This window comes from Nakamurella panacisegetis (genome assembly GCF_900104535.1).
Lineage (GTDB): Bacteria > Actinomycetota > Actinomycetes > Mycobacteriales > Nakamurellaceae > Nakamurella > Nakamurella panacisegetis.
The window spans coordinates 2,972,062-2,995,099 of the sequence record NZ_LT629710.1; the positions used below are offsets into that span (position 1 = coordinate 2,972,062).

General features: G+C 69.7%; 13 protein-coding genes. 12 read left to right on the top strand and 1 reads right to left on the bottom strand.

Annotated features, from left to right (window positions below; translation table 11 throughout):
- Positions 1–6 precede the first annotated feature (6 nt).
- Entirely contained in the window at positions 7–1,464 is a 1,458-nt protein-coding gene (locus BLS97_RS13245; RefSeq protein WP_090476575.1) for a gamma-aminobutyraldehyde dehydrogenase, read from the bottom strand.
- 329 nt (positions 1,465–1,793) lie between these two features.
- On the opposite strand from BLS97_RS13245, the gene BLS97_RS22890 reads away from it, so the two are divergent.
- From BLS97_RS22890 to BLS97_RS13300, 12 genes are all read left to right on the top strand, one after another.
- The gene (locus tag BLS97_RS22890; protein ID WP_157695395.1) at positions 1,794–1,955 is read left to right on the top strand and encodes a DUF5302 domain-containing protein; all 162 of its coding nucleotides are present in this window, start codon (positions 1,794–1,796) and stop codon (positions 1,953–1,955) included.
- Positions 1,956–2,332: 377 nt separating this feature from the next.
- A complete protein-coding gene (locus BLS97_RS13250) occupies positions 2,333–3,145 on the top strand; it encodes a PP2C family protein-serine/threonine phosphatase (RefSeq protein WP_407938055.1) in 813 nt (270 codons plus the stop codon).
- Complete coding sequence (locus BLS97_RS13255) at positions 3,142–4,446, top strand: FHA domain-containing protein (RefSeq protein WP_090476579.1); 1,305 nt, start codon at positions 3,142–3,144, stop codon at positions 4,444–4,446. Before BLS97_RS13250 ends, BLS97_RS13255 begins: the two co-directional genes overlap by 4 nt.
- Positions 4,443–5,990: a serine/threonine-protein kinase gene (locus tag BLS97_RS13260; RefSeq protein ID WP_090476581.1), complete on the top strand. Its 1,548-nt coding sequence runs from the start codon at positions 4,443–4,445 to the stop codon at positions 5,988–5,990. The genes BLS97_RS13255 and BLS97_RS13260 overlap by 4 nt, the downstream gene beginning before the upstream one ends.
- Before the next feature lies 1 nt (position 5,991).
- The gene (locus tag BLS97_RS13265) at positions 5,992–6,678 is read left to right on the top strand and encodes a hypothetical protein (protein WP_090476583.1); all 687 of its coding nucleotides are present in this window, start codon (positions 5,992–5,994) and stop codon (positions 6,676–6,678) included.
- Positions 6,679–6,742: 64 nt separating this feature from the next.
- On the top strand, positions 6,743–13,240 hold the full coding sequence (locus BLS97_RS13270) for a fibronectin type III domain-containing protein (protein ID WP_157695396.1): 6,498 nt from the start codon (positions 6,743–6,745) through the stop codon (positions 13,238–13,240).
- 23 nt (positions 13,241–13,263) lie between these two features.
- Positions 13,264–14,229 carry an AAA family ATPase gene (locus BLS97_RS13275; RefSeq protein ID WP_090482158.1) on the top strand — a complete coding sequence of 322 codons (966 nt, stop codon included), beginning with the start codon at positions 13,264–13,266 and terminating at the stop codon, positions 14,227–14,229.
- 43 nt (positions 14,230–14,272) lie between these two features.
- A complete protein-coding gene (locus BLS97_RS13280) occupies positions 14,273–15,505 on the top strand; it encodes a DUF58 domain-containing protein (protein ID WP_090476586.1) in 1,233 nt (410 codons plus the stop codon).
- Positions 15,502–17,775, top strand: a complete 2,274-nt coding sequence (locus BLS97_RS13285) for a transglutaminase family protein (RefSeq protein ID WP_090476588.1) — start codon at positions 15,502–15,504, stop codon at positions 17,773–17,775. Before BLS97_RS13280 ends, BLS97_RS13285 begins: the two co-directional genes overlap by 4 nt.
- On the top strand, positions 17,776–22,221 hold the full coding sequence (locus BLS97_RS13290; protein WP_090476590.1) for an FtsK/SpoIIIE domain-containing protein: 4,446 nt from the start codon (positions 17,776–17,778) through the stop codon (positions 22,219–22,221).
- Between the two features lie 128 nt (positions 22,222–22,349).
- The gene (locus BLS97_RS13295; protein WP_090476592.1) at positions 22,350–22,625 is read left to right on the top strand and encodes a WXG100 family type VII secretion target; all 276 of its coding nucleotides are present in this window, start codon (positions 22,350–22,352) and stop codon (positions 22,623–22,625) included.
- Positions 22,626–22,756: 131 nt separating this feature from the next.
- On the top strand, positions 22,757–23,032 hold the full coding sequence (locus BLS97_RS13300; RefSeq protein ID WP_090476594.1) for a WXG100 family type VII secretion target: 276 nt from the start codon (positions 22,757–22,759) through the stop codon (positions 23,030–23,032).
- Positions 23,033–23,038 lie beyond the last annotated feature (6 nt).

Here is a 23,038-nt window from a genome sequence, read left to right on the forward strand (position 1 = left end):
CTGGACCTACTCTGCCGAGCCGATGGCGGACATGACGTGCTTGATGCGGGTGTAGTCCTCGAGTCCGTACATGGACAGGTCCTTGCCGTAGCCGGAATGGCCGAAGCCACCGTGCGGCATCTCGGCGACCAGCGGGATGTGGGTGTTGATCCACACGCAACCGAAGTTCAGCGCGGCCGACATCCGCATGGCGCGCCCGTGATCGGCCGTCCACACCGAGGAGGCCAGGCCGTACTTGGTGCCGTTGGCGTAGGCCAGAGCCTCCTTCTCGTCGCTGAACTTCTGCACGGTGATCACCGGCCCGAAGATCTCGTTCTGCACGGCCTCGTCCTGCTGGGCCAGGCCGGAGATGACCGTCGGCTGGTAGAAGTAGCCGCCGCCGTACTGCGCACCGGTCAGCACCGAACCGCCGGTGTTGAGCGAGGCGTGGTCGGGGAGCCGGTCCACGAAGCCGCCGACGTGGGCCAGCTGGTTGGCGTTGTTGATCGGGCCGTACAGCGCGTCGGTGTCCGACGGCGGTCCGGTCACCGTTCGGCGGGCCTGCTCGGTCAGCGCCGCGACGAAGTCGTCGTGGATACCCGGAGCACACATGACCCGGGTCGCGGCGGTGCAGTCCTGGCCGCCGTTGAAGTACCCGGCCATGGCGATCGCTTCGGCCGCGGCCGCCAGATCGGCATCGTCGAACACGATGACCGGCGCCTTTCCGCCCAGTTCCAGGTGCACGCGTTTGACGTCGGTCGCGGCGGCCTGGGCGACCTGGATACCGGCCCGGATGCTGCCGGTGATGGCGACCATCGAGGGGGTCGGGTGCGAGACCAGGGCCGCGCCGGTGGTGCGGTCGCCGGTGACCACGTTGAGGACACCGGCCGGGAGAAACTCGGCGGCCAGTTCGGCCAGGAGGAGGGTCGAGGCGGGAGTCGTGTCCGACGGCTTGAGGACGATGGTGTTGCCGGCGGCCAGGGCCGGCCCGATCTTCCAGATCGCCATCATCAGCGGGTAGTTCCACGGAGTCACCTGACCGACGACGCCGATCGGCTCCCGGCGGACGAACGATGTGTGCCCGGCCATGTACTCCCCGGCGCTGCGGCCCTCGAGGACCCGGGCCGCCCCGGCGAAGAACCGCAGCTGGTCGACCGCGGGCGGCAGCTCTTCGGATGCGGTCAGGGCCAGGGGCTTTCCGGTGTTCTCGCTCTCCACCGCGACGAACTCCTCGGCCCGCGCCTCCAGCGTGTCGGCGATCTTGAGCAGGGCCCGCTGACGCTCCGACGGCGTGCTCCGGCCCCAGCGCTCGAACGCGGTGGACGCGGCCGAATAGGCGGCATCCAGGTCCGCGGCGCCGGACACCGGCGCCGTGGCGTACGCCTCGCCGGTGGACGGGTTGATCACCTCGCTGCTGGCACCGTCGGCCGCGTCGGTGAACTCTCCGTTGACGAAGTTGCGCAGCGTGCGCAGTTGCGAACTCATGATCTCCCTCTCTCGGGCCGCGGTGGGCATCGTCGCCCGCCGCCGGCGGTGATCCCTCCAGCGTTCCGCACCTCAGCATTCACCGTCTCCCGGTCCTTTCACCAGTGGGGTGGGTCCGAGCTCCCGACACGCGAAGGATCGGCCGGCGCTCCGATCGCGACCCGGTTCTGCGGTAAGAAGGTGGCTCGACCCGGCGAACGTCGGACATGATGGACACGTGCCGCGGGCAACTCGCGCCCGGGCTGGACATCGCACCAACATCGCAGGAGGTAGCCATGGCCGAAGAGTCACATGAACCGCAGGCAGTAACCGAGGAAGAACACGTACCCGTGACGCCCAGCACCAAGGCGGCCTTCGCGGCGGCGCTGGAGCGCAAGAAGCAGACCGGGCAGGCGCGCGCTGCGCACCTGGACGCGCACGGAGGCGTCGGCGGGGCCACGTCCAGTCACAAGGCGACCAAGACCTTCCGCCGGAAGTCCGGGTCGGCCTGACCCGTGGCCGGCCGGCCCGACCGGTCGGCGCCGTCGGTCTCGTGCAACCGCCGTGAGTCTCTCGCGGCGGTTGTCCGGCGTCTGGGGTCGTGGCCCGGCGGGGCGCGGTACCGACCCTGACGGCCTCGGACCGAACCGGCGGGAAACGATGGGCAGTGGTGCCCATTGCCGGTGAGTGCCATCGGCCGTAGCGTCGCCCGCGTGGACCCATCACCCGTTTGTCGTCCCGTGTTGACCACTCTCGTGGATGGGTGCGCGCCGATAGTTCGATGTGCGAAACTCGTCCCGCGACCGTGCAAACACCTACACCCGGGGGGTCAGATGATGTCTTCGCGCCTCACCCACGCCCGCGGCGAAAGCGCGACCGACCTCTGATGATGCAGGTGGCATGGGGTGCTGCGACCGATTCGGGCCGTCGGCGGCCGGTCAACGAGGACGCTCTGCTGGCGGCCATGCCGATCTTCCTGGTGGCCGACGGGATGGGTGGGCACGCGGCCGGCGGCACGGCCAGCGCCATCGTCGTGGAGGAGTTCACCGCGCCGTCCGGCGCCAATAGCGTCACCCCCGAATGGGTGATGGACGCATTCGAACGGTCCCAGGCCCGCATTCGGCGTTCCTCCGCCGGCGGCACCACGGTGGCCGGCGTGGCCGCGGTCCAGCAGAACGGCACGCCGTACTGGCTGGTGTTCAACATCGGCGACTCGCGGATCTACCACTGCATCGACGGTGTCGTCACGCAGATCAGCGTTGACCACTCGGTGGTGCAGGAACTGGTCGATCTGGGGGAGGTCACCCTTGATCGGGCCCGGTTCCACCCGCAGCGGCACGTCATCACGCGGGCCGTCGGGGCCCCCGATGGCCCGCGCGCCGACTTCTGGTTGCTGCCCGGCGAACCGGGCGACCGTCTGATGATCTGCTCGGACGGCATCACGAGCGAGATCGACGCGGCCGCCATCGCCACGCTGACCAGGTCGGTCGACACCGACCCGCAGCAGGTGGCCGAATCGCTGGTCGAACTCGCGCTGCAGGCCGGCGGCCGGGACAACATCACGGTGGTGGTCGTGGACGTCATCGACGTGACCGCGGACGCGCCGGCGCCGATCGGCGACCGGTCGATGACCGCCTCGGCCGACCGCGATCACACCCTGCCCCGCCTCCCGGCGATCAGCCGGGTCGGTGACTCGACATGAGCGGGTACCGCTACCAACCCGGTTCCTCCCACCTCGTGGTGGGGCCGGGCGGTGGCGTGTTGACCTCCGACGGCCCGCTGGCGTTGCGGCTGTGGCCGTTGATCGGCCGCGGCTCGCCGATCGCCGCCCTGCTGGACGAGGCCCTGCGAGACGGCCTGGGCCGGCTGCCGGACCTGCTGTTGTTCGAGATCGACTCCGGTGGCGCCCGAGTGATCGTCCGCGGCAAGCGGTCGGTGCGGCTCCGGCTGGGTGACGGCGAGGACGTCCGGATCGACGGCGACGCCGTCCGCACCTGGAACGAGCAGGTGCTGGCGGTTCCGATCTCGCTCAGCACCGGGCCGGACGCCGACCACGGCCTGCCCCTCGTGGCCGGCGTCGTGCTGGCCGACGGCTTCGCATGGTCGGCCGGCGACGGATCCGACGCCGCCGGGATCGGACCGGCGCCCACCGACGCCGCCCCGGTGGCCCCGGTGTCGATCAACAAGCACGCGGCCGAGGACCCGGTGAGCCCGGCCGCCCTGGCCGCGGCGTTCGTGTCCGCCGCGGCCGCGGTCACACCGCTACCGGCCGGCTCGTCGGCATCGGACATCAGGCCGGAACCGGCCGACGTGGTGCCGACGCCCACGCCAACGCAAACCGTTGTCCCGGAATCGATCCCCTCGCCGTCCGGGCCGGCCGCATCGGCCCTCCCGGACACCCGCATCGAGCCTATCGACGACTCGTTCGAGCACCTTTTCGAGTCGACGGTGATGCGCAGTGTCGAAGATGCCGCCGTCCGCGCCGCCGACGAACCGGCATCAGGGCCGGGGAACGCCGAACCCCTCGTGACCGTCGGACCGGTTGTGCAGAACTCACAGCCCGAACGTCAGGGCGATCATGACGGCTCCACCATCATGGCGGGTCAGCTGGCCGCCGTCCTGGCCTCGACCGGCGATCCGGTCCCGGCGCCGGGGCCAGCTCGTTGCCCCACCCTGGTGCTGTCCACCGGCCAGAGCGTCGAGGTCGACCGGGGTGTGGTCATCGGCCGGCGCCCGCACATCGACCGGGTGTCCGGGGCCGAGATTCCCCACCTGGTGACGGTGCCCAGTCCGCAGCAGGACATCTCCCGGTCGCACGTGGCCGTGCGACCCAGTGGCGACGGTTTCCTGGCGATCGATCTCGGCTCGACGAACGGCAGCATCATCCGCCGGGCCGACGGCGCCGCGCAGGTCCTGCGGGAGGGCGCCGTGTCGGACCTGCAGTTCGGTGACGTGCTCGATCTCGGCGACGGTGTGACGGCCGTGCTGCGGGCGCCGTCATGATGAGACCGCCGGTCGCCCCGCCGGACATTCCGGGGCTGAGGGTCGGGCGACACCTGGGGGGCGGTGGTTTCGCCGACGTCTACCTCTACGAGCAGAGTGCGCTCGGCCGCAAGGTAGCCGTCAAGGTGTTGCGGGCCAATGCCTCCACCGAGGAGGTACGGCGGCAGTTCACCGCCGAGAGCCGGTTGATGGCGGCGCTGTCCGACCACATCAACATCGTCACCATCCATGACGCGGCCATCGCCGCCGACGGTCGTCCCTACCTGGTGATGGCCTACTGTCCCGGGCTCAACCTGGCCGACCGCTACAAGACGCAACAGATCCCGGTGGCCGAGGTGCTCTCCATCGGCGTGCAACTGGCGGGTGCCGTCGAGACCGCCCACCGGCAGGGCATCCTGCATCGAGACATCAAGCCGGCCAACGTCTTGACGGCACCAGGGGGCCGCCCGGCGTTGACCGACTTCGGCATCTCGGTGGCCATGGGTGCGATGCACGAGGAAGAGTCGGTCGGCCTGTCGATCCCGTGGTCGCCGCCGGAGATGCTCAGCGGCGCCCCGGCCGGTGATCATCGCGCCGACGTGTACTCACTGGCCGCGACGATCTTCACCCTGTTGGCCCGCCGCTCCCCGTTCGAACTGATCGGCCGATCGAACGAGCAGATCGACCTGATCACCCGCATCCAACGAATGCCGCTGACGCCCACCGGGCGGGCCGATGTGCCGCAGACCGTCGAAGCGGTGTTGGCCATCGGACTGAACAAGGATCCCGGCCGTCGGTACCAGAGCGCGCTCGAGCTCGCCCGGGCGCTGCAGCAGCTCGAGGCCGAGATGGGTGGATCGGTGACGCCGGTTGACATCTCGGCCGAGGACCCGGTCGCCGCCGTGGCCGAGTTGGCGCCGAAGGACGACGGCCGGACCCGGATCCGGCCGCTCGTCATCCAGGCCCAGCATCCGGCCACCGACCCGGCCGCGCCGCCGGTCGACCGAACCCGGATGCGGGGGCTCACCGGACCGACGGCCGCCGACCGACCACATCTGCGCCCGGCCGACCTGGCCCCACCGCCCCCGCCGGTGGACACCGAGGTCCGCCCGCCCGTCGGACCGATCCCGGTGGCCGTGCCGGTCGTCCGGCGTTCACGGATTCCCGTCCTGGTCGGTGTCGCGGTCCTGCTCGTGGTGCTGGGCGTCGTCGGCTTCGTGCTCGCCCAGCGGGGCACCAGCCCGGTGGCCGCACCGGAGTCCACCGCCCCGGCCACTCGTCCCAGCCTGGTGCAGGTGAGCCTGCCGTCGGCACCGACGAATCTGACGGGCAAGCCCGTCGGGCCCAACGTTCAATTCACCTGGGTGAATCCCGACCCGGTCACCGGCGACACCTTCCAGTGGCGGCGAACCGACCAGGATTCCGCGTCCGCCTCGTCCTGGACCGACACCACCAAACCGACGGCCGTCGTCGTCGGGGCCGGTCGGGCCTGCATCGAAGTGGTCGTTGTCCGGGCCAATTCGAGCCTGTCGAACGCAGCCACGGCCTGCGCCCCGAGGAATTGACATGGGTATCCAGGTGGAATTCTGCGGTGAATGGTTCACACCCGATCCGAGCCGGTCGTTCGACATCGGCCGCGAGGGAGCCCTGCAGATCGACGACAACCCTTATCTGCACCGCCGTTTCCTGGCCATCGAGTGCATCGACGACATGTGGTGGCTGGCCAATGTCGGTAGCCAGCTGTCGGCCACGGTCTCCGACAGCGCCGGGGCGCTGCAGGCCTGGCTGGCGCCCGGGGCCCGGCTACCGATGGTGTTCGCCGAGACCACGGTGCTCTTCACGGCCGGACCGACGACGTACGAGCTGAGCATCGTCAACGACACGGCCGCATTTGCGATGTCGGAGGTCGGCCGGTCCGAGACCGGTGAGACCACCATCGGTCCCGTCATGCTGACGCCCTCGCAGAAGCAGCTGATCGTGGCCCTGGCCGAGCCGTTGCTCCGCCGTGACGGCACCAGCGTCAGCTCCATCCCGTCCTCGCGGGAAGCCGCCGCCCGGCTGGGATGGGAACAGACGAAATTCAATCGGAAGTTGGACAACGTCTGCGACAAACTGGACCGACGGGGGGTGCGCGGACTCCGCGGCGGCGTCGGCCAGCTGGCCGTCAATCGCCGTGCCCGCCTGGTCGAGCACGCCGTCGCCACCCGATTGGTGGTCCCGGAGGATCTACGCCTGCTGGACCTTCTCGAGTGAGCGCCGCCTTCCGATCCGATCAACCGCGATCAGTACCGATGTACGGGGACCACAGATGATGAAAATGCCGAACGCATGGACCCGGGGGCAACGAGGTATCGCCATCGGCATTGTCGGCGCGCTGACCGTCACGACGGGAATCGCCTTCGCCCTGAATTCGCCCGGATATGCGCAGGCGAATGTCGATCTGTCCACCAGCACGGTCTGGACCACGAACAACACCGATTCTCTGGTCGGCCGCGTCAACATGCAGATCAAGCAATTGAACTCGTCGTTCAAATCCAACCCGAACTTCGACGTGCTGCAGGGTGACGGTCTGGTGTTCGCGGTCGACCGGACGAAGAACCAGATCAAGACGGTCGACCAGTCGACCGTCACCACCGGTGCCCAGATCGGCCTTCCGGCAAATGCCGACGTGGCCTACGGCGCGGGCATCCTGAGCATCATCGACCCGAGCAGCGGCAAGTGGTGGGCCGGGTCGTCCGACGCCCTCTCCGGCCTCGATCCGGCCACCGCACCGCCCGCGATGACCACCGCACCGAACGCGGTGGCCGTCGTCACCCAGTCCGGCCGGGCGTTCGCCGTCGCCCCCGGATCGAACAAGATTTTCACCATCGCCTTCAACCCCGACGGCACACCGATCGCCCCGGCCAAGAACGCGACCGGGACCACCGACGCAACGGGCGGGCCCACCCTCGCCGCGCCGTTGAGTGCTTCGGTTCCGTTCAAGGCCGGCATCGCCATCACCGCGGTCGGGGACACCCCGGTGGTGCTGGACCGCGCGGCCGGTCAGCTGTACGTGTCCGGCCACCGCGTCCCGGTGGCCGATGCCGCCGCCGCCGTCCTGCAGCAGAGCGGCCCGGCCGCCGACGCGGTCCTGGTCGAGACCAGAACCCAACTGCTGCAATACCCCCTGGACGGTGGGGCACCGACCGTCGTGTTCGGCGGCGGGAACGGCTCGGCCATCGCGCCGGTGCGGCTCGACGGCTGCGCCTGGGCGGCCTGGAACGGCCCGACCACTCTCGAGGCGTTGGCCTGCGACGGCGGTGCCGCGCAGTCGGTCACGTTGCCCGGCACCGGGAAACGGGATCCGGTGTTCCGGGTCAACGACGGCGCGATCGTGCTCAACGACCGGACCTCCGGGACGATCTGGGCCGTGGCGAAGACGATGACGGTCACCGTGATCGACAACTGGGAACAGGTCAAGCCGGAGAACCAGAGCGACACCACCGACAACACCGACGGCAGCAAGACGCAGTCGGAGGAAATCGCCGCCGCCCGAGCCGACTGCAGCAAGCAGGGTCCGGCGAAATCGACCGCAAAGGATGCGAAGTACCAGGTCCGGGCTGGGCGCGCGACCGTCCTGCCGGTGCTCGACTTCGTCAACGCCGGCGACTGCGCCGCCGTGGTCGTCGGCACTGTCTCCAAGTTGCCCACCACCGATGGGACCATCGACATCGTCAACGCCGGGCAGGCGCTCCAGGTCACGGTCCCGTCGGGGGTATCGGGGCGCCTTCCGTCGCTGACCTACTCGATCAGCGACGGGGTGAACCCGCCGGTGTCGGCCAGCCTGGTCATCACGGTGGTACCGGCCGGGCAGCCCGGCGACATCAAGAAGCAGCGCGATTCCTCGACCGAGGTCGAGATCAACGGCTCCGTCACCTACAACGTGTTGCCCGACTACTACTCGACCACCGGGGACGATCTGTACCTCACCGGGGCCAGCGCGACGAGCGCCGGCGACACCGTCGACTTCACCCCGGCCGGTCAGTTGACGTTCCACGACAAGGGTTCCTCGGGCACCGGCAATCACGAAGTGCTGTTCACGATCACCGATGGCGACGTCGTCAAGTCCGGGAAACTCACCGTCAACGTGCAGGCCGAAGGGACCGGCAAGCCGATCGCGTCGGCCGTGGTCGCGGCCTCCCTGGTCAATGTGCCGACAACCGTGAACCCGCTGAACAGCGTCCTGTCGCCCAGTCTGGATCCGCTGCGACTGACCAACGTGTCGAGCAAGTCAGGCGGGGCGAAGGCCACCGCGACCGTCAACTCCGACGACAACACGGTCACGCTCAGCGCCTCCGCCGCTGGGACGTACTACTTCGCCTACGCCGTGGCCGCGGGCAGTGGAAAGTCCACCGGTGTGCTGCGTTTCGACGTGACCGACCGGCCCGTGAAGCCGGCGCCCCCGGTCGCCACGGCCGACATCGTCTACCTCCCGGCCGGTGACTCGGTCCGCGTCGATCCGACGGCCAACGACCTCGATCCGAACGGATCCGGCCTGGCCGTTCAGCAGGTCGGGACCGACCCCTCGGGCAATCTCACGGTCACCGACACCGACATGCGCACGCTGCAGATCGCCGCACGAGGCGCACTGTCGAAGGCCACGTCCCTGACGTACTCGGTGTCGAACGGGGTGGCCACCGCGGCCGGGCAGATCCGGGTCATCCCGGTGGCCCCGCTCACCGATCCGCCGGCGCCGACGGCCAACCCGATCTCGCTCACCGTCCGCGCCGGTGACGCCATCACCCTGCCCGTGGACCGGTTCGCCAGCGACCCGCGCGGCCAGGCGCTGACCCCGACCATCGTCCCGGGAGCCAGCGGCACGACTCCGGGCGTGCTGTTCGCGGACTCCACCGGCGTCCGGTACCTGGCCCCGACCACGGCGCCGGCCGCACCGGTCAAGTTCAGCTACAGCGTCACCAACACCAGCGGCCAGACGTCCTCCGCCGCGGCGGTCACCCTCACGGTCACCGACCGCAACCCGGCGGTCGATTCCGCGCCCAACGCGCCGGCCACGGTCGTCAGCCGGGTGTTCACCGGCGAGACGACGACCGTCGCGCTGCCCCTGGACGGCATCGATCCGGACGGTGACTGGGTCACGGTGGCCAGCGTCGACGGCACCACCGGCAACCTCGGAACCGCCACCGTGGACGGTCTCGACGCGATCTCCTACACGGCGCTGGCCAAACCGGGTATCGACACCATCAACTACACGGTCACCGATCCCTACGGGAAGAAGACGCCCGGGACGGTGACGATGATCGTGGTCGGCACGCCGGACGTGGTGTCGCCGCCGGTGGCGCCGAACCTGGTGGCGTCGATGCGTCCGGGAAAGGCGGTCTCCATCCGACCGCTGGATTCCGGTGTCAGCGGGGAGAACGTCAAGCTGGCCACGCCCGCGATCGACCCGGTCGACGGCTGGCAGGCCGTCGGTGACGGCGACGCACTGGTCATCAGTGCCCCCGGAAAGACAAGTGGCATCGCCCCTTTCACCTACCACGTGGTCGACGATCGGGGCCTGACGGCGAGCGGGGTCATCACCGTCACCATCTCGGCCACCGCTCCATTGGTCCCACCGAAGGCCCAGGACGTGATCGTCACCCCGGCGATGGCGACCGACAAGGTCAACGCCGTGGTGAACGTCGCCGGGTCGATCCAGAACAACACCGGGAAGCACTCGGAACTGTCAGTCGGGCTGACGGCGGGCGAGCCGGCCACGGTCATCTCGGCGACGGTGATCCGGATCCCCCTCACCGCGAACCGGCAGGTGCTGGCCTACACCGTGACCGATGGCGACGGGCAGGTGGCGAAGGCATTCATCGTCGTCCCGCCCAAGACCGACCTGGTCGCCGTACCGCAACAGCAGCAGGACCAGCCTCTGGACCAGCCACCGACACCGAAGGCTCACATGCCGACGCTCACGGTCGACGCCGGCGCGACCGTCACCGGGAAGATTGCCGACTACGTCGACGTGCCGGCCGGCAAGACCGCCCAGATCCCGGCCCGGTCGCCGATGTCGGCCACGCAGGGAGTCGGACACCTCCTCGACGCGGGCACATTCAGCTACACCGCGGCCAAGACAGGGGCCGGCCGGGACGCCCTCAGCCTGACCGCCTCGGTTGGCGGATCACCGTCCATCCGGATCGGCGTCCCGATCATCATCATTCCGGCTACCCCGGTGCTGAACAACACCAACCTCGACGTCGAGGTCGGGCAATCGGGCACGGTCAATCTGGCCAGCCTGGTCAGCCCGACCAACTACCCGGGTGTGGCCGGACTCCGGTACACCGCAGGCAGCCCCGGGAACGGATTCACCGCCACCCGGAACGGCACCACGGTGACGGTCGCGGTCGCGGGCTCGGTGCCCAAGGGCGCAACCGCTCGCGTCCCGATCAGCGTCACCGATGTCAAGGGAGCCACCGTCGCGGCCGGCATCAACGTGACGGCCACCGGAACCACCAAGCCGCTGCCGACGGTGAGCGACGCCAGCCAGATCGGAAAGCCCGGTGTGACCAGCACGTTCGACGTGCTCGCCGGCAGCACCGACCCGTTCGGTGCCGGCCTGACGGTACAGCCGGATCCGACTGTGCTGCAGGGCAAAGGGACGGTCAGCGTCTCCGGTTCGTCGGTCAGGGTCACTCCGGCCGCCGGCCAGATCGGCGACATGGTCGTGCAGTTCACCGTGGCCGACGGCACGAAGGATCAGGCTCGCTACGCGTCCGGGAAGCTCACCCTCACGGTCAAGGACAAGCCACACGCGCCCGGGCAGCCCGTTCCGGTCCCGAACTCGGCGACCGCCAGCTCGGTGACCCTGACCTGGCAGTGGCAACAGAACTGGGCCAACGGCGGCACCGTGCGGCCGTTCGTGGTCAGCGCTCCCGGCCTGGACAGCACCACCTGCCCGACCAACAGCTGTCAGATCAGCCGCCTGACTCCGGGGCGTCAGTACGTCTTCACCGTCACCGCGACCAACGAGGACGGCTCGGCCCAGTCCCCGAGATCGGCCCCGATCACGCCGGACGCCGCTCCGCCGGCTCCGTCCGCCCCGGTTGTGACCTTGAGCGCGGACCGGCAGCTCACCGTCACCTGGAACATCGGCAAGGACGACAAGTCCTACAGCCCGGTCACTTCCGCCGTCCTGACCGAAGTGGTCAACGGGACCGACGGCAAGACGACCGCCGTGCCGTCCTCGGGTCGCGGAAGTCAGGACTTCTCCGGTCTGGACATCGGCAACGCGTATTCCTTCTATCTGACGGTCACCAACAAGAAGGGGTCCGCGCAGTCGGCGCCGAGCGCTCCGCAGCACCCGAACACGACCCCCGGGCCGGCCACCGCGGTCAGCATCGCCTTCGACCCCGGGAGCCATGCGGCGACCGTTTCCTGGTCGCCTCCGGCCGCGAACTCACTGCGGCCGACCGTCCAGAGCTACGTGATCACCTACACGGACAACGGATCGTCCCGCACGTTGCCGGTGTCGTCCGGGTCGGCCACCAGCGCCGAACTGCCCTCGCCGGTGGACGGTCATCGCTATGCGGTGTCGAACATCGTGGCGCACAACAAGTTCGGCGACGGCGACCCGTCGTCCGGTTCGTCCGGGTCGGTCACCGCGTTCACCACCCCGACCCCGGTCACCTCGTTGACCGCCACCGCCACCGGCGCCGACCACTCGGTGCAACTGTCGAACGTCCAGGGCGGCGCGTCCAGCGGCCGGACGGGATCGGACTTCTACTCCACCGACAACGGCGGGAGCTGGAAGCAGTTCTCGCCCGGCGACACCGTCACCACCGATTCCGGCGGGGGTACCCTGGCCAACGGTCAGCAGTACACCTTCACCGCGCGGGTCTGCTATCCGGACGAAAGTCCTTACACCACAGCGCAATTGTGCGGCAAGAGTGCGAGCGCGACGGCGACGCCGTACGGCCCGGTCGGGGCGCCGGTGAACGTCCGGCAAACCGACAACAGCCTGACCCAGATCCGGTTCAACTGGAGCGCGCCGGCCGACAACGGCCGCTCCCCGATGACGACCAAGTACAGCGTTGACGGTGGTGCGTTCGTCAACTTCGGCGCGGGCGACGCGTCGGTGGTCGTCGGCAACTGGGGTTGTGGGACGCAGCACACGATCAACGTGCAGGGCTTCGATTCCGAGGGTCACGCGGGCCCGCAATCCGGCGCGGTGGCCGGCTCGACGTCCGCCTGCCCGGCCCCGGCCGCGCCGACCGGGCTGACCAAGACCAGCAGCGGGCAGAACTCGATCAGGTTCTCCTGGAACGCACCGCCCAGCAATGGCAAGGGCCCATTGACGAATCAGTATCGGGTGAACAGCGGTGGTTTCGTCGATGCCGGCACGGGCGCGAACCCCAGTGCGACGGCGGGCGGACTGAACTGCGGGACCAGCTACAACATCGATGTCCGGGCGGTCGACACCACCGGTCTGGCCGGGCCGGTGACGTCGAAGAACATGTCGACGGACGCGTGTCCGGCCAGCCCGGTCGTGGACTTCACCAAGGCGACTCACTACAACACGAGTACCTGCTGGGATCCCTCGTGCTACAGCGTGCGCATCACGGTGGCGAATTTCACCGGTGTCTCATCGGTGGCGTGCACCAACAACCAGGTCGATCGCACCACCACCATCAACCTGACCGGCGGGGCCGGAAGTGCCGAGAGCACCTGGTATTTCGGGTACCCCAGCAAGACCATGACCATCACCTGCAGCGGGGGCGGCAAGACGGCGTCCGTCTCCAAAGTGTGGAATTCCGGCAGTACGCCCCCGAGTTGATCAACGAGAGAGTGAGCACCTTCATGACGATGACCCCCGAACACGCACAGTGGTTTGCCGAGACTTTCTCCAAGCTGGTCGCCAACGTCGGCCAGGTGGTGCTGGGCAAACCGCGCACCATCGGGCTGGCCTTCACGTGCCTGTTGTCCGAGGGTCACATGCTGCTCGAGGATTTCCCCGGCACCGGGAAGACGTCTCTGGCCCGTGCCCTCGCCCAGACCGTGCAGGGGACGACCAACCGGATCCAGTTCACCCCGGATCTGCTGCCCAGCGACGTCACCGGAGTGACGATCTACGACCAGCAGACCGGGCACTTCCAGTTCCACCAGGGCCCGATCTTCGCGTCGATCGTGCTGGCCGACGAGATCAACCGGGCCTCGCCCAAGACCCAGTCGGCGCTGTTGGAGGTGATGGAGGAATCCAAGGTCACCGTCGACGGCGAGACCCACGAGGTCGGGTATCCGTTCATGGTGATCGCCACCCAGAACCCGATCGAACAGGCCGGAACCTACCGGCTGCCCGAGGCGCAGCTGGACCGGTTCCTGATGAAAGCGTCGCTGGGCTACCCCGACCACGCGTCGACGGTGGAGATCCTGGGCGCGATCGGCACCCGGAGCCGGCCGAAGGTGGTGGCGCCGCTGATCACCAGCGCGGCGGTGATCGACATGATCGAGCTCGCCTCCACCGTGCACGTCGATCCCTCGGTGCTGGAGTACGTTTCGCACATCGCCGAGGCCACCCGCCTCGCGCCCGAGACGACGCTCGGGGTCTCGGTCCGCGGATGCCTGGCCCTCGTGCGGGCGGCGAAGACCTGGGCCGCCGCCAACGGGCGCCACTTCGTCGTGCCGGACGACATCAAGGCTCTGGCCGAACCCGTCCTGGCCCATCGGATCCTGCTCGACCCGGAGGCCGAATTCGCCGGGGCGAGCGTCCCGGCCGTCCTGAGCCGCATCATCACCGAGATCGCCCCGCCGCAGCGCCGGGCGTGAAGCCCGGCCCGTCGTCCGATCTCGCCATCCACAGGAGTCACCCGTGAGTCTTCTCGCCCCCCGTCCGGCCGCACCCGGGACCGGACCGACCGCTGGTGGCCGGCGCCCGCAGGCCGGCCTCGGGCGAGGGTTACGGGTCGTCACCCCGATCGGGTGGACCGCGGTGGGCGCCGCCGTGGTGTTCTTCGCCGCCTCGAGATGGACCGGCTGGCCGGAACTCTCGGTGGTGGCGGTGGCCCTGGCCGCTGCGCTGGTGGTCGCGTCCGTGTTCGTCGTCGGCCGGTCGCGGTACCGGGTCGTTCTCGACCTGCGCAGCGAGCGGGTCGTCGTCGGTGAGCCGGCCACCGGCCGGATGCTGGTGAGCAACACCTCCGGCTCCCGCCTGCTGCCGGTGCGGATGGAACTGCCGGTCGGGGCGGCGATCCCGTCCATCTCGATCCCGTCGCTGGCCAAGGACGCGGTGCACGAGGAACTGTTCGTCATCCCGACCGCGCGGCGGGGGGTGATCGTGGTCGGCCCGGCGCGATCGGTCCGTGGGGATGCCTTCGGCCTGTTCCGCCGGTCGGTCCGGTGGACCGAACCGGAACTGCTGTACGTGCATCCGCGGACCGTCCCGCTCGAGGGCACCAGCCCGGGGTTCATCCAGGATCTCGAGGGTGAGGCGACCAAGGAACTGTCGAACAACGACGTGTCGTTCCACGCCCTGCGCGGTTACGTTCCGGGTGACGACCGGCGGTACATCCACTGGAAGACGACGGCGCGGACCGGCGTGGTGATGGTGCGTCAGTTCGAGGAGACCAGACGGTCCCACCTGGCCGTCGCCCTCTCGGTGCGGATGCAGGACTACGGCAGCGAAGCCGAATTCGAGATCGCCGTCGCATCGGCCGCCTCGCTGGGCGTGCAGGCCTTCCGCGAGGAACGGGCGGTGTCGGTCGTCCCGGGCGACCGGCCGCTCCGAGCCGCCACCGCCCGCCGACTGCTTGACGGGATCGCCGGAGTCGAATGGTCCGACACCACCGACGGGGTGGCCACGGCGGCCAGGAACACGGCGGCCACGGTGCCTGACGTGTCGGTCGCGATCGTCCTCTGCGGGAGCGAGCCGACGGTGGCGCAGATCCGTTCCGCGGCCACGGCTTTCCCGGTCGGCGTGCGCGTGGTCGCGGTCCGGGTGGAACGAGGCGCGCCGATCGCGGTCCGACGCGTCGGCTCCCTTCCCGTCCTGACCATCGGCGCCCTCGACGACCTGGCCCGCGCCCTCCGGGCGGTGCGCGCATGACGGCATACGTCGCCGGCCGGCCGGCGACCCGGAGCGGCCGGCGCGCATCGGCCACGCTCGTTCTCGCCGTGGGGATCGCCGCTCTGGTGGTGGCCGGCTCCCTGGCCCTGCAACCGGCCTACGGCGGGCAACGCTGGCTGGTCGCCGCGGTGGGCGGCGCGGCGACCGGCGCCCTGGTGGCCTGGGGTGCAGCAAGGCTCGCTCTGCCGTGGTTCTTCTCGGTGCTGGGGCTGGTGGTGGCCTACCTTCTCTTCGGAGCTGCCCTGGCCACTCCGAGCGTCGCGGCGGGAGGGATCGCGCCCACCCTGGAATCGACCCGGCTGCTGGTCCTGGGAGTCGTCACGTCGTGGCGGCAGGCACTCACGGTCGCCGTCCCGGTCGGCTCGTCGGGGGCGCTGCTGGTGCCGGTCTTCCTGTCTACCCTGGTGCTGAGTCACGTCGGCGCCACCATCGCCGTCCGGACCCGCCGGCCGCTGTTCGCGTTGCTGGCGCCGACCGTCATGCTGGCGGTCGCGGCGTTGATGGGCACCTCGGATTCCCACCTGCCGCTGGTCTCCGGCGGCGTGCTGGCCGTCGGCGGACTGATCCTGGCCTCGGCGGTCGGCGTGGGGGACGCCCGGCTGAACCTCCGCAAACCGGTGTCCGGAATCCTGGTGCTGGCGGCCGCCGTCGCCGCGGTGCTGTTCGCGGGCGGACCCACGGCGCCCGGGAGTCCCCGGGTGGCGCTGCGGACCTACGTCAATCCGCCGTTCGACCCGCAGACCTACCCGAGCCCGCTGTCCGGGTTCCGCAACTACGTCGGATCCGACGAGGCGAAGAAGGTCAAGCTGTTCAGCATCAGCGGACTGCCGGACGACGTCGACGTCCGGCTGGCCGCGCTGGACTCCTACGACGGCGTTGCGTTCGGCGTCACCTCCGACACCGGAGCGTTCGCCCGGGTCGGGGACAAGATCGCCGAATCGGTGACCGGAACACAGGTCTCGGCCCACCTGACCGTCCAAGGCTATCAGGGCGTGTATCTGCCGACCGCCGGCCATCTGACCGGGATCGAGTTCTCCGGCGATCGGGCGGCCACCCTCACCGAGGCCTTCCGGTACGCCACCGGCAGTGCGGTCGGTGTCGAGCCCGATGGTCTGCGGCCCGGTGACACCTACGATTTCACCGCCCTCGTGCCGGCCGATCCGACCGACGGCCAGATGGCCTCGGCAGCTGTGGACAACTCCACCGGGATCGTCGCGCCGGCGAAGATCCCGGACGCGGCCCGGACCGCCGCGACCAAGTACACCGGTGCGGTGGACGGCGCCTACGCGAAGGCCAAGGCCATGGCCGACGGTCTCAAGGCGGCCGGGCACCTCAGCCACGGGTCGAAGACCGAAACGCGGCAATCGCCCTCCGGACACGGCATCGACCGGCTCACGCGACTGCTGACCGACCCGCAGATGATCGGTGATCAGGAGCAGTTCGCCCCGGCCCTGTCGATGATGCTGTGGTCCCAGGGCATCCCGAACCGGGTCGTCATGGGATTCGCCACCGGAAAGCACGGAACCGCGCCGGTCACGGTGACCGGAGGGGATGTCACCGCCTGGGTCGAGGTGCCGTTCGCCGGGGTCGGCTGGGTGTCGTTCGACCCGACCCCGGACCAGAACTCACAGGCGCCGCAACCGATACCTCGGCAATCGGCGCCCAAACCCCAGGTGGTCCAGCCGCCGCCGCCACCCCCGCCGCCCGGTCAGGCCAAGACGTCCGAGGTCGATCAGAGCCAGTCCAGCGACAAGAACCCCGACGACAACAAGAAGAACGACCCTCCGCCGCCCGGCAGCGCCGCTTCCGGATTCTGGTGGGCCATCGGCCTCGGGGCCGGCGGCCTGATGCTGCTGATCGCGGCGGGAGTGGCCCTGATCCTGTGGCTCAAGGCCCGCCGCCGTGCTCGGCGCCGGAACGCCCCTGCGCCCCCGGACCGCATATCCGGCGGGTGGAACCAGGTGCTGGACGAGGCGACCGATTTCGGCTGGGCCGTGCCGGACAGACGCACCCGCTCGGAAGCCGCTGCCGACCTTGACGAACGATTCGCCACCGGCACCGTCCTGCTGGCCCGGGAGGCCGACGCGAGAGTGTTCGGGCCGGATGCCGTCGACGACGAGCAGGCCGCCCGGTTCTGGACCGAGGTCGACGCGGCCCTGCTCGGCCTGCAGACCGGACACGGTAGGTGGCGGCGCCTGCGGGCCCGGGTCTCCATCGCGTCCCTACGCCGAGAAGACGGGCGCCGATAGATGAAGCTCAAGTTCACGCTGGTACGACCGGGGGGCCAGACGGTGGATCTGGTCGCGACGGTGGACGCCACCGTGTCCGTCGGCGACCTGGCCTCGGCAGTCGAGCGCTGCGACCCGGTGCGCCAGGCCCAGGGCGCACGCGCCCCGCGGCTATCGGTGTCCGCCATTCGATCCGGCGAGGCATCGGCCCGCGGCACGGCCGGCGACGGGCCGGTACTGACCCTGCGGGTGCACGCGGGCGGCCCGCAAGGGCCCACATCCGTGCTGGCCGCCGGCATCCCGTTGGCCACCAGCGGACTTCGGTCCGGCTCGTTCGTCTCGTTGGCGGCGGTCACCGAGCAGTGGCACGCGCCGGGCGCGAACGGAGGCCCCTCGGCGGCCACCCTCACCGTCCTGACCGGGCCGGAGGCCGGGCGGACGATCCCGCTGCGCGAGGGCACCTGCTTCCTGGGCCGGGCCCCGGCCTGCGACATCCGGCTGACCGATCCGCTGGTCTCCAAGCGTCACGCGCGGATCACCATCGGCGACACCGCGGAGATCATCGACCTGGGCTCGGCCAACGGTCTGGTGATCGGGGGAGTGGCCGTGCCCAGGGCGGTGCTGCGGCCGCAGGATCGGGTGATCGTCGGTGACACCGCTATCGGGATCACCCTGCACCGGACGTCCGCGTCGTCGCCGACGGCGACGGCCGACGTCGATTTCAACCGCTCGCCCCGGCTCGACCCCACCTACGCCGGGCTCCGGTTCGAGGCCCCAGAGGCCCCGGAGCGCCCGCCCCGGGCCCGGTTGCCCATCCTGGCCATGCTGGCTCCGCTGATCATGGGAGCGGCGCTGTTCGCGTTCACCCGCAGCGCCCTGTCCGTCCTGTTCGTCGCCCTGTCGCCGATCTTGGTCATCGGGTCCTACCTGGACGAGCGATTGCAGAGCAGGCGGAACCTCCGCGAGGCCACCGCGGTGTTCGAGGAGGCGCTCCGCGCGCTCCGGATCGACCTGCGGCAGGCGCTCGCACTGGAACAGGTCGGGCGGCTGGCCGAGGCACCGTCGACCACGGACTCGGTCGATGCCATTCACCGCCAGACCGCGTTGCTGTGGACCCGTCGCGGCGAGCACGACCGGTTCCTGACGGCCCGGCTCGGTACCGGCACCCTGCCCAGCCGGCACACGGTGGTGCTGCCGTCGCGGGCGCGGGCCAAAGCCGAACACTGGCACATGCTCACCGAGCTGCAGTCCGAAGTGGCTCTGGTGCACGGGGTTCCGGTCGTCGTGGAACTGCCGGCGTGCGGCGGCCTCGGGATCGCCGGTCCTCGGTCGGCCGCCGTCGGTGTGGCCCGCGGCGTGCTGCTGCAGTTCGCCGCATTGCACTCGCCGGCCGATCTGACCGTCGCCGCCGTCACCTCGAGCGACAGCGGCCGTGATTGGGATGCGTTGAAGTGGCTGCCGCACAACGGTTCTGCGTACTCGCCACTGTCGATCGGGCATCTGGCCGACGAGACCGGGGCCGGCACCCGGCTGATCGCCGAGATCGAGCAGCTGATCGTCGATCGCAGCTCCGTCAAGCGTGATCCCCGGAAGCGGATGATGCCGGCCCTGTTGGTCCTGGTCGAGGACGACGCCCCGGTCGAACGGCACCGGCTGGTCGGCATCGCCGAGAACGGCCCGGAGCAAGGGATCCACGTGCTGTGGGTGGCCGCGTCGCAGGAGCGGCTGCCGGCGGCCTGCCGGACCTACGTGACCGTGGACCCGGGAACGGGCGAGGTGACGGCGGGGTTCGTCACCACGGCGTTCGGTGTCGCCCCGGTCGTGTGCGAGACGGTCGACCAGCAGGCGGCCATGCTGGCCGCCCGGGCGCTGGCCCCGGTCGCCGACGCCGGAGCGGGGATCGCCGACGAGTCGGATCTGCCCCGCTCGATCTCGTTCCTGACGCTGATCGGGACGGACCTGGCCCAGGACCCGGCCAGTGTCCTGGAGCGGTGGCACGAGTCCGAGTCAGTCATCGACCGGGCGGCGGCAGCGCCGGTGCCGCGGAAGACGACCAGCCTGCGGGCCGTCGTCGGTCAGGCCGCCGGCGAGCCGCTCGCCCTCGACCTGCGGACCCAGGGCCCGCATGCCCTGGTCGGCGGTACCACCGGGGCCGGCAAGAGCGAGTTCCTGCAGTCGTGGGTGCTCGGCATGGCCGCGGGGTATTCGCCCGACACGCTGACCTTCCTGTTCGTCGACTACAAGGGTGGTGCCGCGTTCGCCGACTGCGTCCACCTGCCGCACACCGTCGGCCTGGTCACCGATCTCTCGCCGCACCTGGTCCGCCGGGCGCTGGCCTCCCTGAACGCGGAGCTGCGCCACCGGGAACACATCCTCAACGCCAAGAAGGCCAAGGACCTGCTCGAACTGCAACGGCGCGGCGACCCGGAGGCGCCGCCCAGCCTGGTGATCGTGGTGGACGAGTTCGCCGCGCTGGTGCAGGAGGTGCCGGAATTCGTCGACGGGGTGGTGAACATCGCGCAGCGCGGCCGTTCCCTCGGTCTGCATCTGATCCTGGCCACCCAACGGCCGGCCGGTGTCATCAAGGACAACCTGCGGGCGAACACCAACCTGCGGATCGCCCTGCGGATGGCCGACGAGAACGACTCGACGGATGTCCTGGGGGTGCCGTTGGCCGCGGGCTTCTCGCCGGACATCCCCGGACGCGGTGCGGCCAAGACCGGGCCGGGCCGGATCGCCGGCTTCCAGACCGGCTACGTCGGCGGGTGGTCGCAGCGTGACGCGCCCGCGGCGCAGGTCAGTGTGGGGGAGCTGGCCTTCGGGCCGGGGCGGCCGTGGGACGAGCCGCAGGTCGAAGATCGCGGTGCCGACGTCGATCTCGGCCCGACCGACATCGTCCGGCTGGTCGCCACCATCTCCCAGGCCGCCGGCCGGGCCGAGATCCCGGCGCCGCGTAAGCCCTGGCTGCCGGACATGGCGCCGACCTACGACCTGCAGTTCTTGGGCCAGCGGCGAGATCGCGAACTGGCCTTGGGGGTGATCGACGATCCGAACGCCCAGCAGCAGCGGACGGCGTACTTCTACCCGGACCTTGACGGCAACATGGCTGTCTACGGCACCGGCGGCTCCGGGAAGTCCACGCTGCTGCGCACCGTCGCGCTGGCCGCCGGGATCACCCCCCGATCCGGGCCGTGCCAGGTCTACGGGCTCGACTTCGGCTCGTCGGGGCTGCGCATGCTCGAAACGCTGCCCCACGTCGGCAGCATCATCTCCGGCGACGACGACGAGCGGATCAACCGACTGATGCGCTGGCTGAAGACGGTGCTGGACGAGCGGGCCGGTCGGTACGCCGCAGTCCGGGCGGGCAGCATCACCGAGTACCGCGACATCAGCGGCCACCACGACGAGCCGCGGATCCTGTTGCTGGTCGACGGTATCGCCAATTTCCGGCAGCAGTACGAAAGTCACGCCGTCGCGTCGATCTTCGCCATGTTCACCCAGATCGCCGCCGACGGCCGTCCGGTCGGCGTCCACGTGGTGGTGACCGCGGACCGGGCGGCGTCGATCCCCAGCTCGCTCCGGGCCGCGATCCAGCGGACGGCCGTGCTCCGTCTGGCCGACGACAGCGACTACAACTTCCTGGGCGTGCCGGCCGACGCCATGGACGGCAATTCCCCGCCCGGGCGGGGCGTCCTGGACGGTCTCGACCTGCAGGTGGCGGTGCTCGGCGGCAGCCCCAACCTGGCCGTGCAGTCCAAGGCGGTCGATGATCTGGCCCGGACCCTGCGGGCACGTGGGGTGGTCGACGCGCCGGCCATCGGGCGCCTGCCGAACCGCGTGTTGCTGGCCGAGCTACCGCCGGGCACATCCGGGGTGCCGATCGGGATCGCCGGAAACACCTTGGCCCCCATCGAATTCGAGCCCGAGGGCTATTGGGTTCTGGCCGGCCCGCCCGGGTCCGGTACGCCCGACGTGCTGGTCGGTCTGGCGGCGGCCATCGCCCGGGACCGGCCCGGCATCCAGCGCCTGCTGGTGTCCGGCCGGAAGTCCGCGGTCGAACCGTCGCTGCCCTGGACGGCGATCCTACGGACCGACGACGACCTCGAGCGCTGGACGGCCGCGGTGGCCGCCGCGGCCGCGACGACGGTGCTGTTCGTCGAGGACGTGGCCGGGCTGGTTGGCACGGCGATGGAGCAGGCCGTGTTCAACCTGGCCCAGGCCCTCGGCCGGGCGGGTGGAGGGGTCATCGCCGAGTCCGAGACCGGCACCTGGTCGCAGTACAGCGACCTGCTCAAGCTGCTGCGCGGACAGCGGAAGGGGTTCCTGGTCCAGCCGGACCAGGCTGACGGGGACAACCTGCTGCGCACCGACCTGCCCCGCGGTCAACGCAAAGATTTCGCCGTCTGCGGCGGGGCGTTCGTGCTCAACGGGTCCGTTACCAAGGTGCAGTTCGTCGAGGCCAGCTGACCGCCCGTCAGGGGAGAACGGGATGGGTAGTGCTGCCCATTGCCGGTTCCGACCAGATCCCATAACTTTGGTCTCACCTCCCGCCGGGGGGTGGGGAATCAAAAAGACGCTGAAAAGGAGCATTCATCATGTCGCTCGTCGGAATGGATGTTGATGTCGTCAAGGGGATCGGCAAGGATCTGGGGACCCAGGCCCAGGCGATCCAGACGTCGATCAACGCGATCAACAAGTTGCTGGACAACGCGAAGCAGAACTGGAAGGGCAAGGATTCCGACCACTTCGAGCAGCTCTGGCACGGGCAGTACCAGGGCCAGATGCGCAAGATCCAGTCCGACATCGAGGATCTGGGCAAGGCCGCCATCAAGAACGCCGGTGAGCAGGAGCGCACGTCCGGTTCCTACTGACCGGCAGGCATGGGTAGTTGTGCCCATTGCCCCATCACGAATTGCGAATTACATTTCGATCATCGTCTGGATCGGGGCGGCGAAACGTCAGCCCCAAAGCCTGAACTCTGCTCTTGAAAGGAGCATTCATCATGTCGCTCGTCGGAATGGATGTTGATGTCGTCAAGGGGATCGGCAAGGATCTGGGGACCCAGGCCCAGGCGATCCAGACGTCGATCAACGCGATCAACAAGTTGCTGGACAACGCGAAGCAGAACTGGAAGGGCAAGGATTCCGACCACTTCGAGCAGCTCTGGCACGGGCAGTACCAGGGCCAGCTGCGCAAGATCCAGTCCGACATCGAGGATCTGGGCAAGGCCGCCATCAAGAACGCCGGTGAGCAGGAGCGCACCTCCAACTCCTACTGATCGCCG

Bases quoted from the DNA above. Each gene is read 5' to 3' on its own strand.
- BLS97_RS13255 (WP_090476579.1), top strand. From the start codon at position 3,142: ATGAGCGGGTACCGCTACCAACCCGGTTCCTCCCACCTCGTGGTGGGG.
- BLS97_RS13275 (WP_090482158.1), top strand. From the start codon at position 13,264: ATGACGATGACCCCCGAACACGCACAGTGGTTTGCCGAGACTTTCTCC.
- BLS97_RS13300 (WP_090476594.1), top strand. From the start codon at position 22,757: ATGTCGCTCGTCGGAATGGATGTTGATGTCGTCAAGGGGATCGGCAAG.
- BLS97_RS13290 (WP_090476590.1), top strand. From the start codon at position 17,776: ATGAAGCTCAAGTTCACGCTGGTACGACCGGGGGGCCAGACGGTGGAT.
- BLS97_RS13270 (WP_157695396.1), top strand. From the start codon at position 6,743: ATGCCGAACGCATGGACCCGGGGGCAACGAGGTATCGCCATCGGCATT.
- BLS97_RS13260 (WP_090476581.1), top strand. From the start codon at position 4,443: ATGATGAGACCGCCGGTCGCCCCGCCGGACATTCCGGGGCTGAGGGTC.
- BLS97_RS13265 (WP_090476583.1), top strand. From the start codon at position 5,992: ATGGGTATCCAGGTGGAATTCTGCGGTGAATGGTTCACACCCGATCCG.
- BLS97_RS13285 (WP_090476588.1), top strand. From the start codon at position 15,502: ATGACGGCATACGTCGCCGGCCGGCCGGCGACCCGGAGCGGCCGGCGC.
- BLS97_RS13245 (WP_090476575.1), bottom strand. From the start codon at position 1,464: ATGAGTTCGCAACTGCGCACGCTGCGCAACTTCGTCAACGGAGAGTTC.
- BLS97_RS13295 (WP_090476592.1), top strand. From the start codon at position 22,350: ATGTCGCTCGTCGGAATGGATGTTGATGTCGTCAAGGGGATCGGCAAG.
- BLS97_RS13250 (WP_407938055.1), top strand. From the start codon at position 2,333: ATGCAGGTGGCATGGGGTGCTGCGACCGATTCGGGCCGTCGGCGGCCG.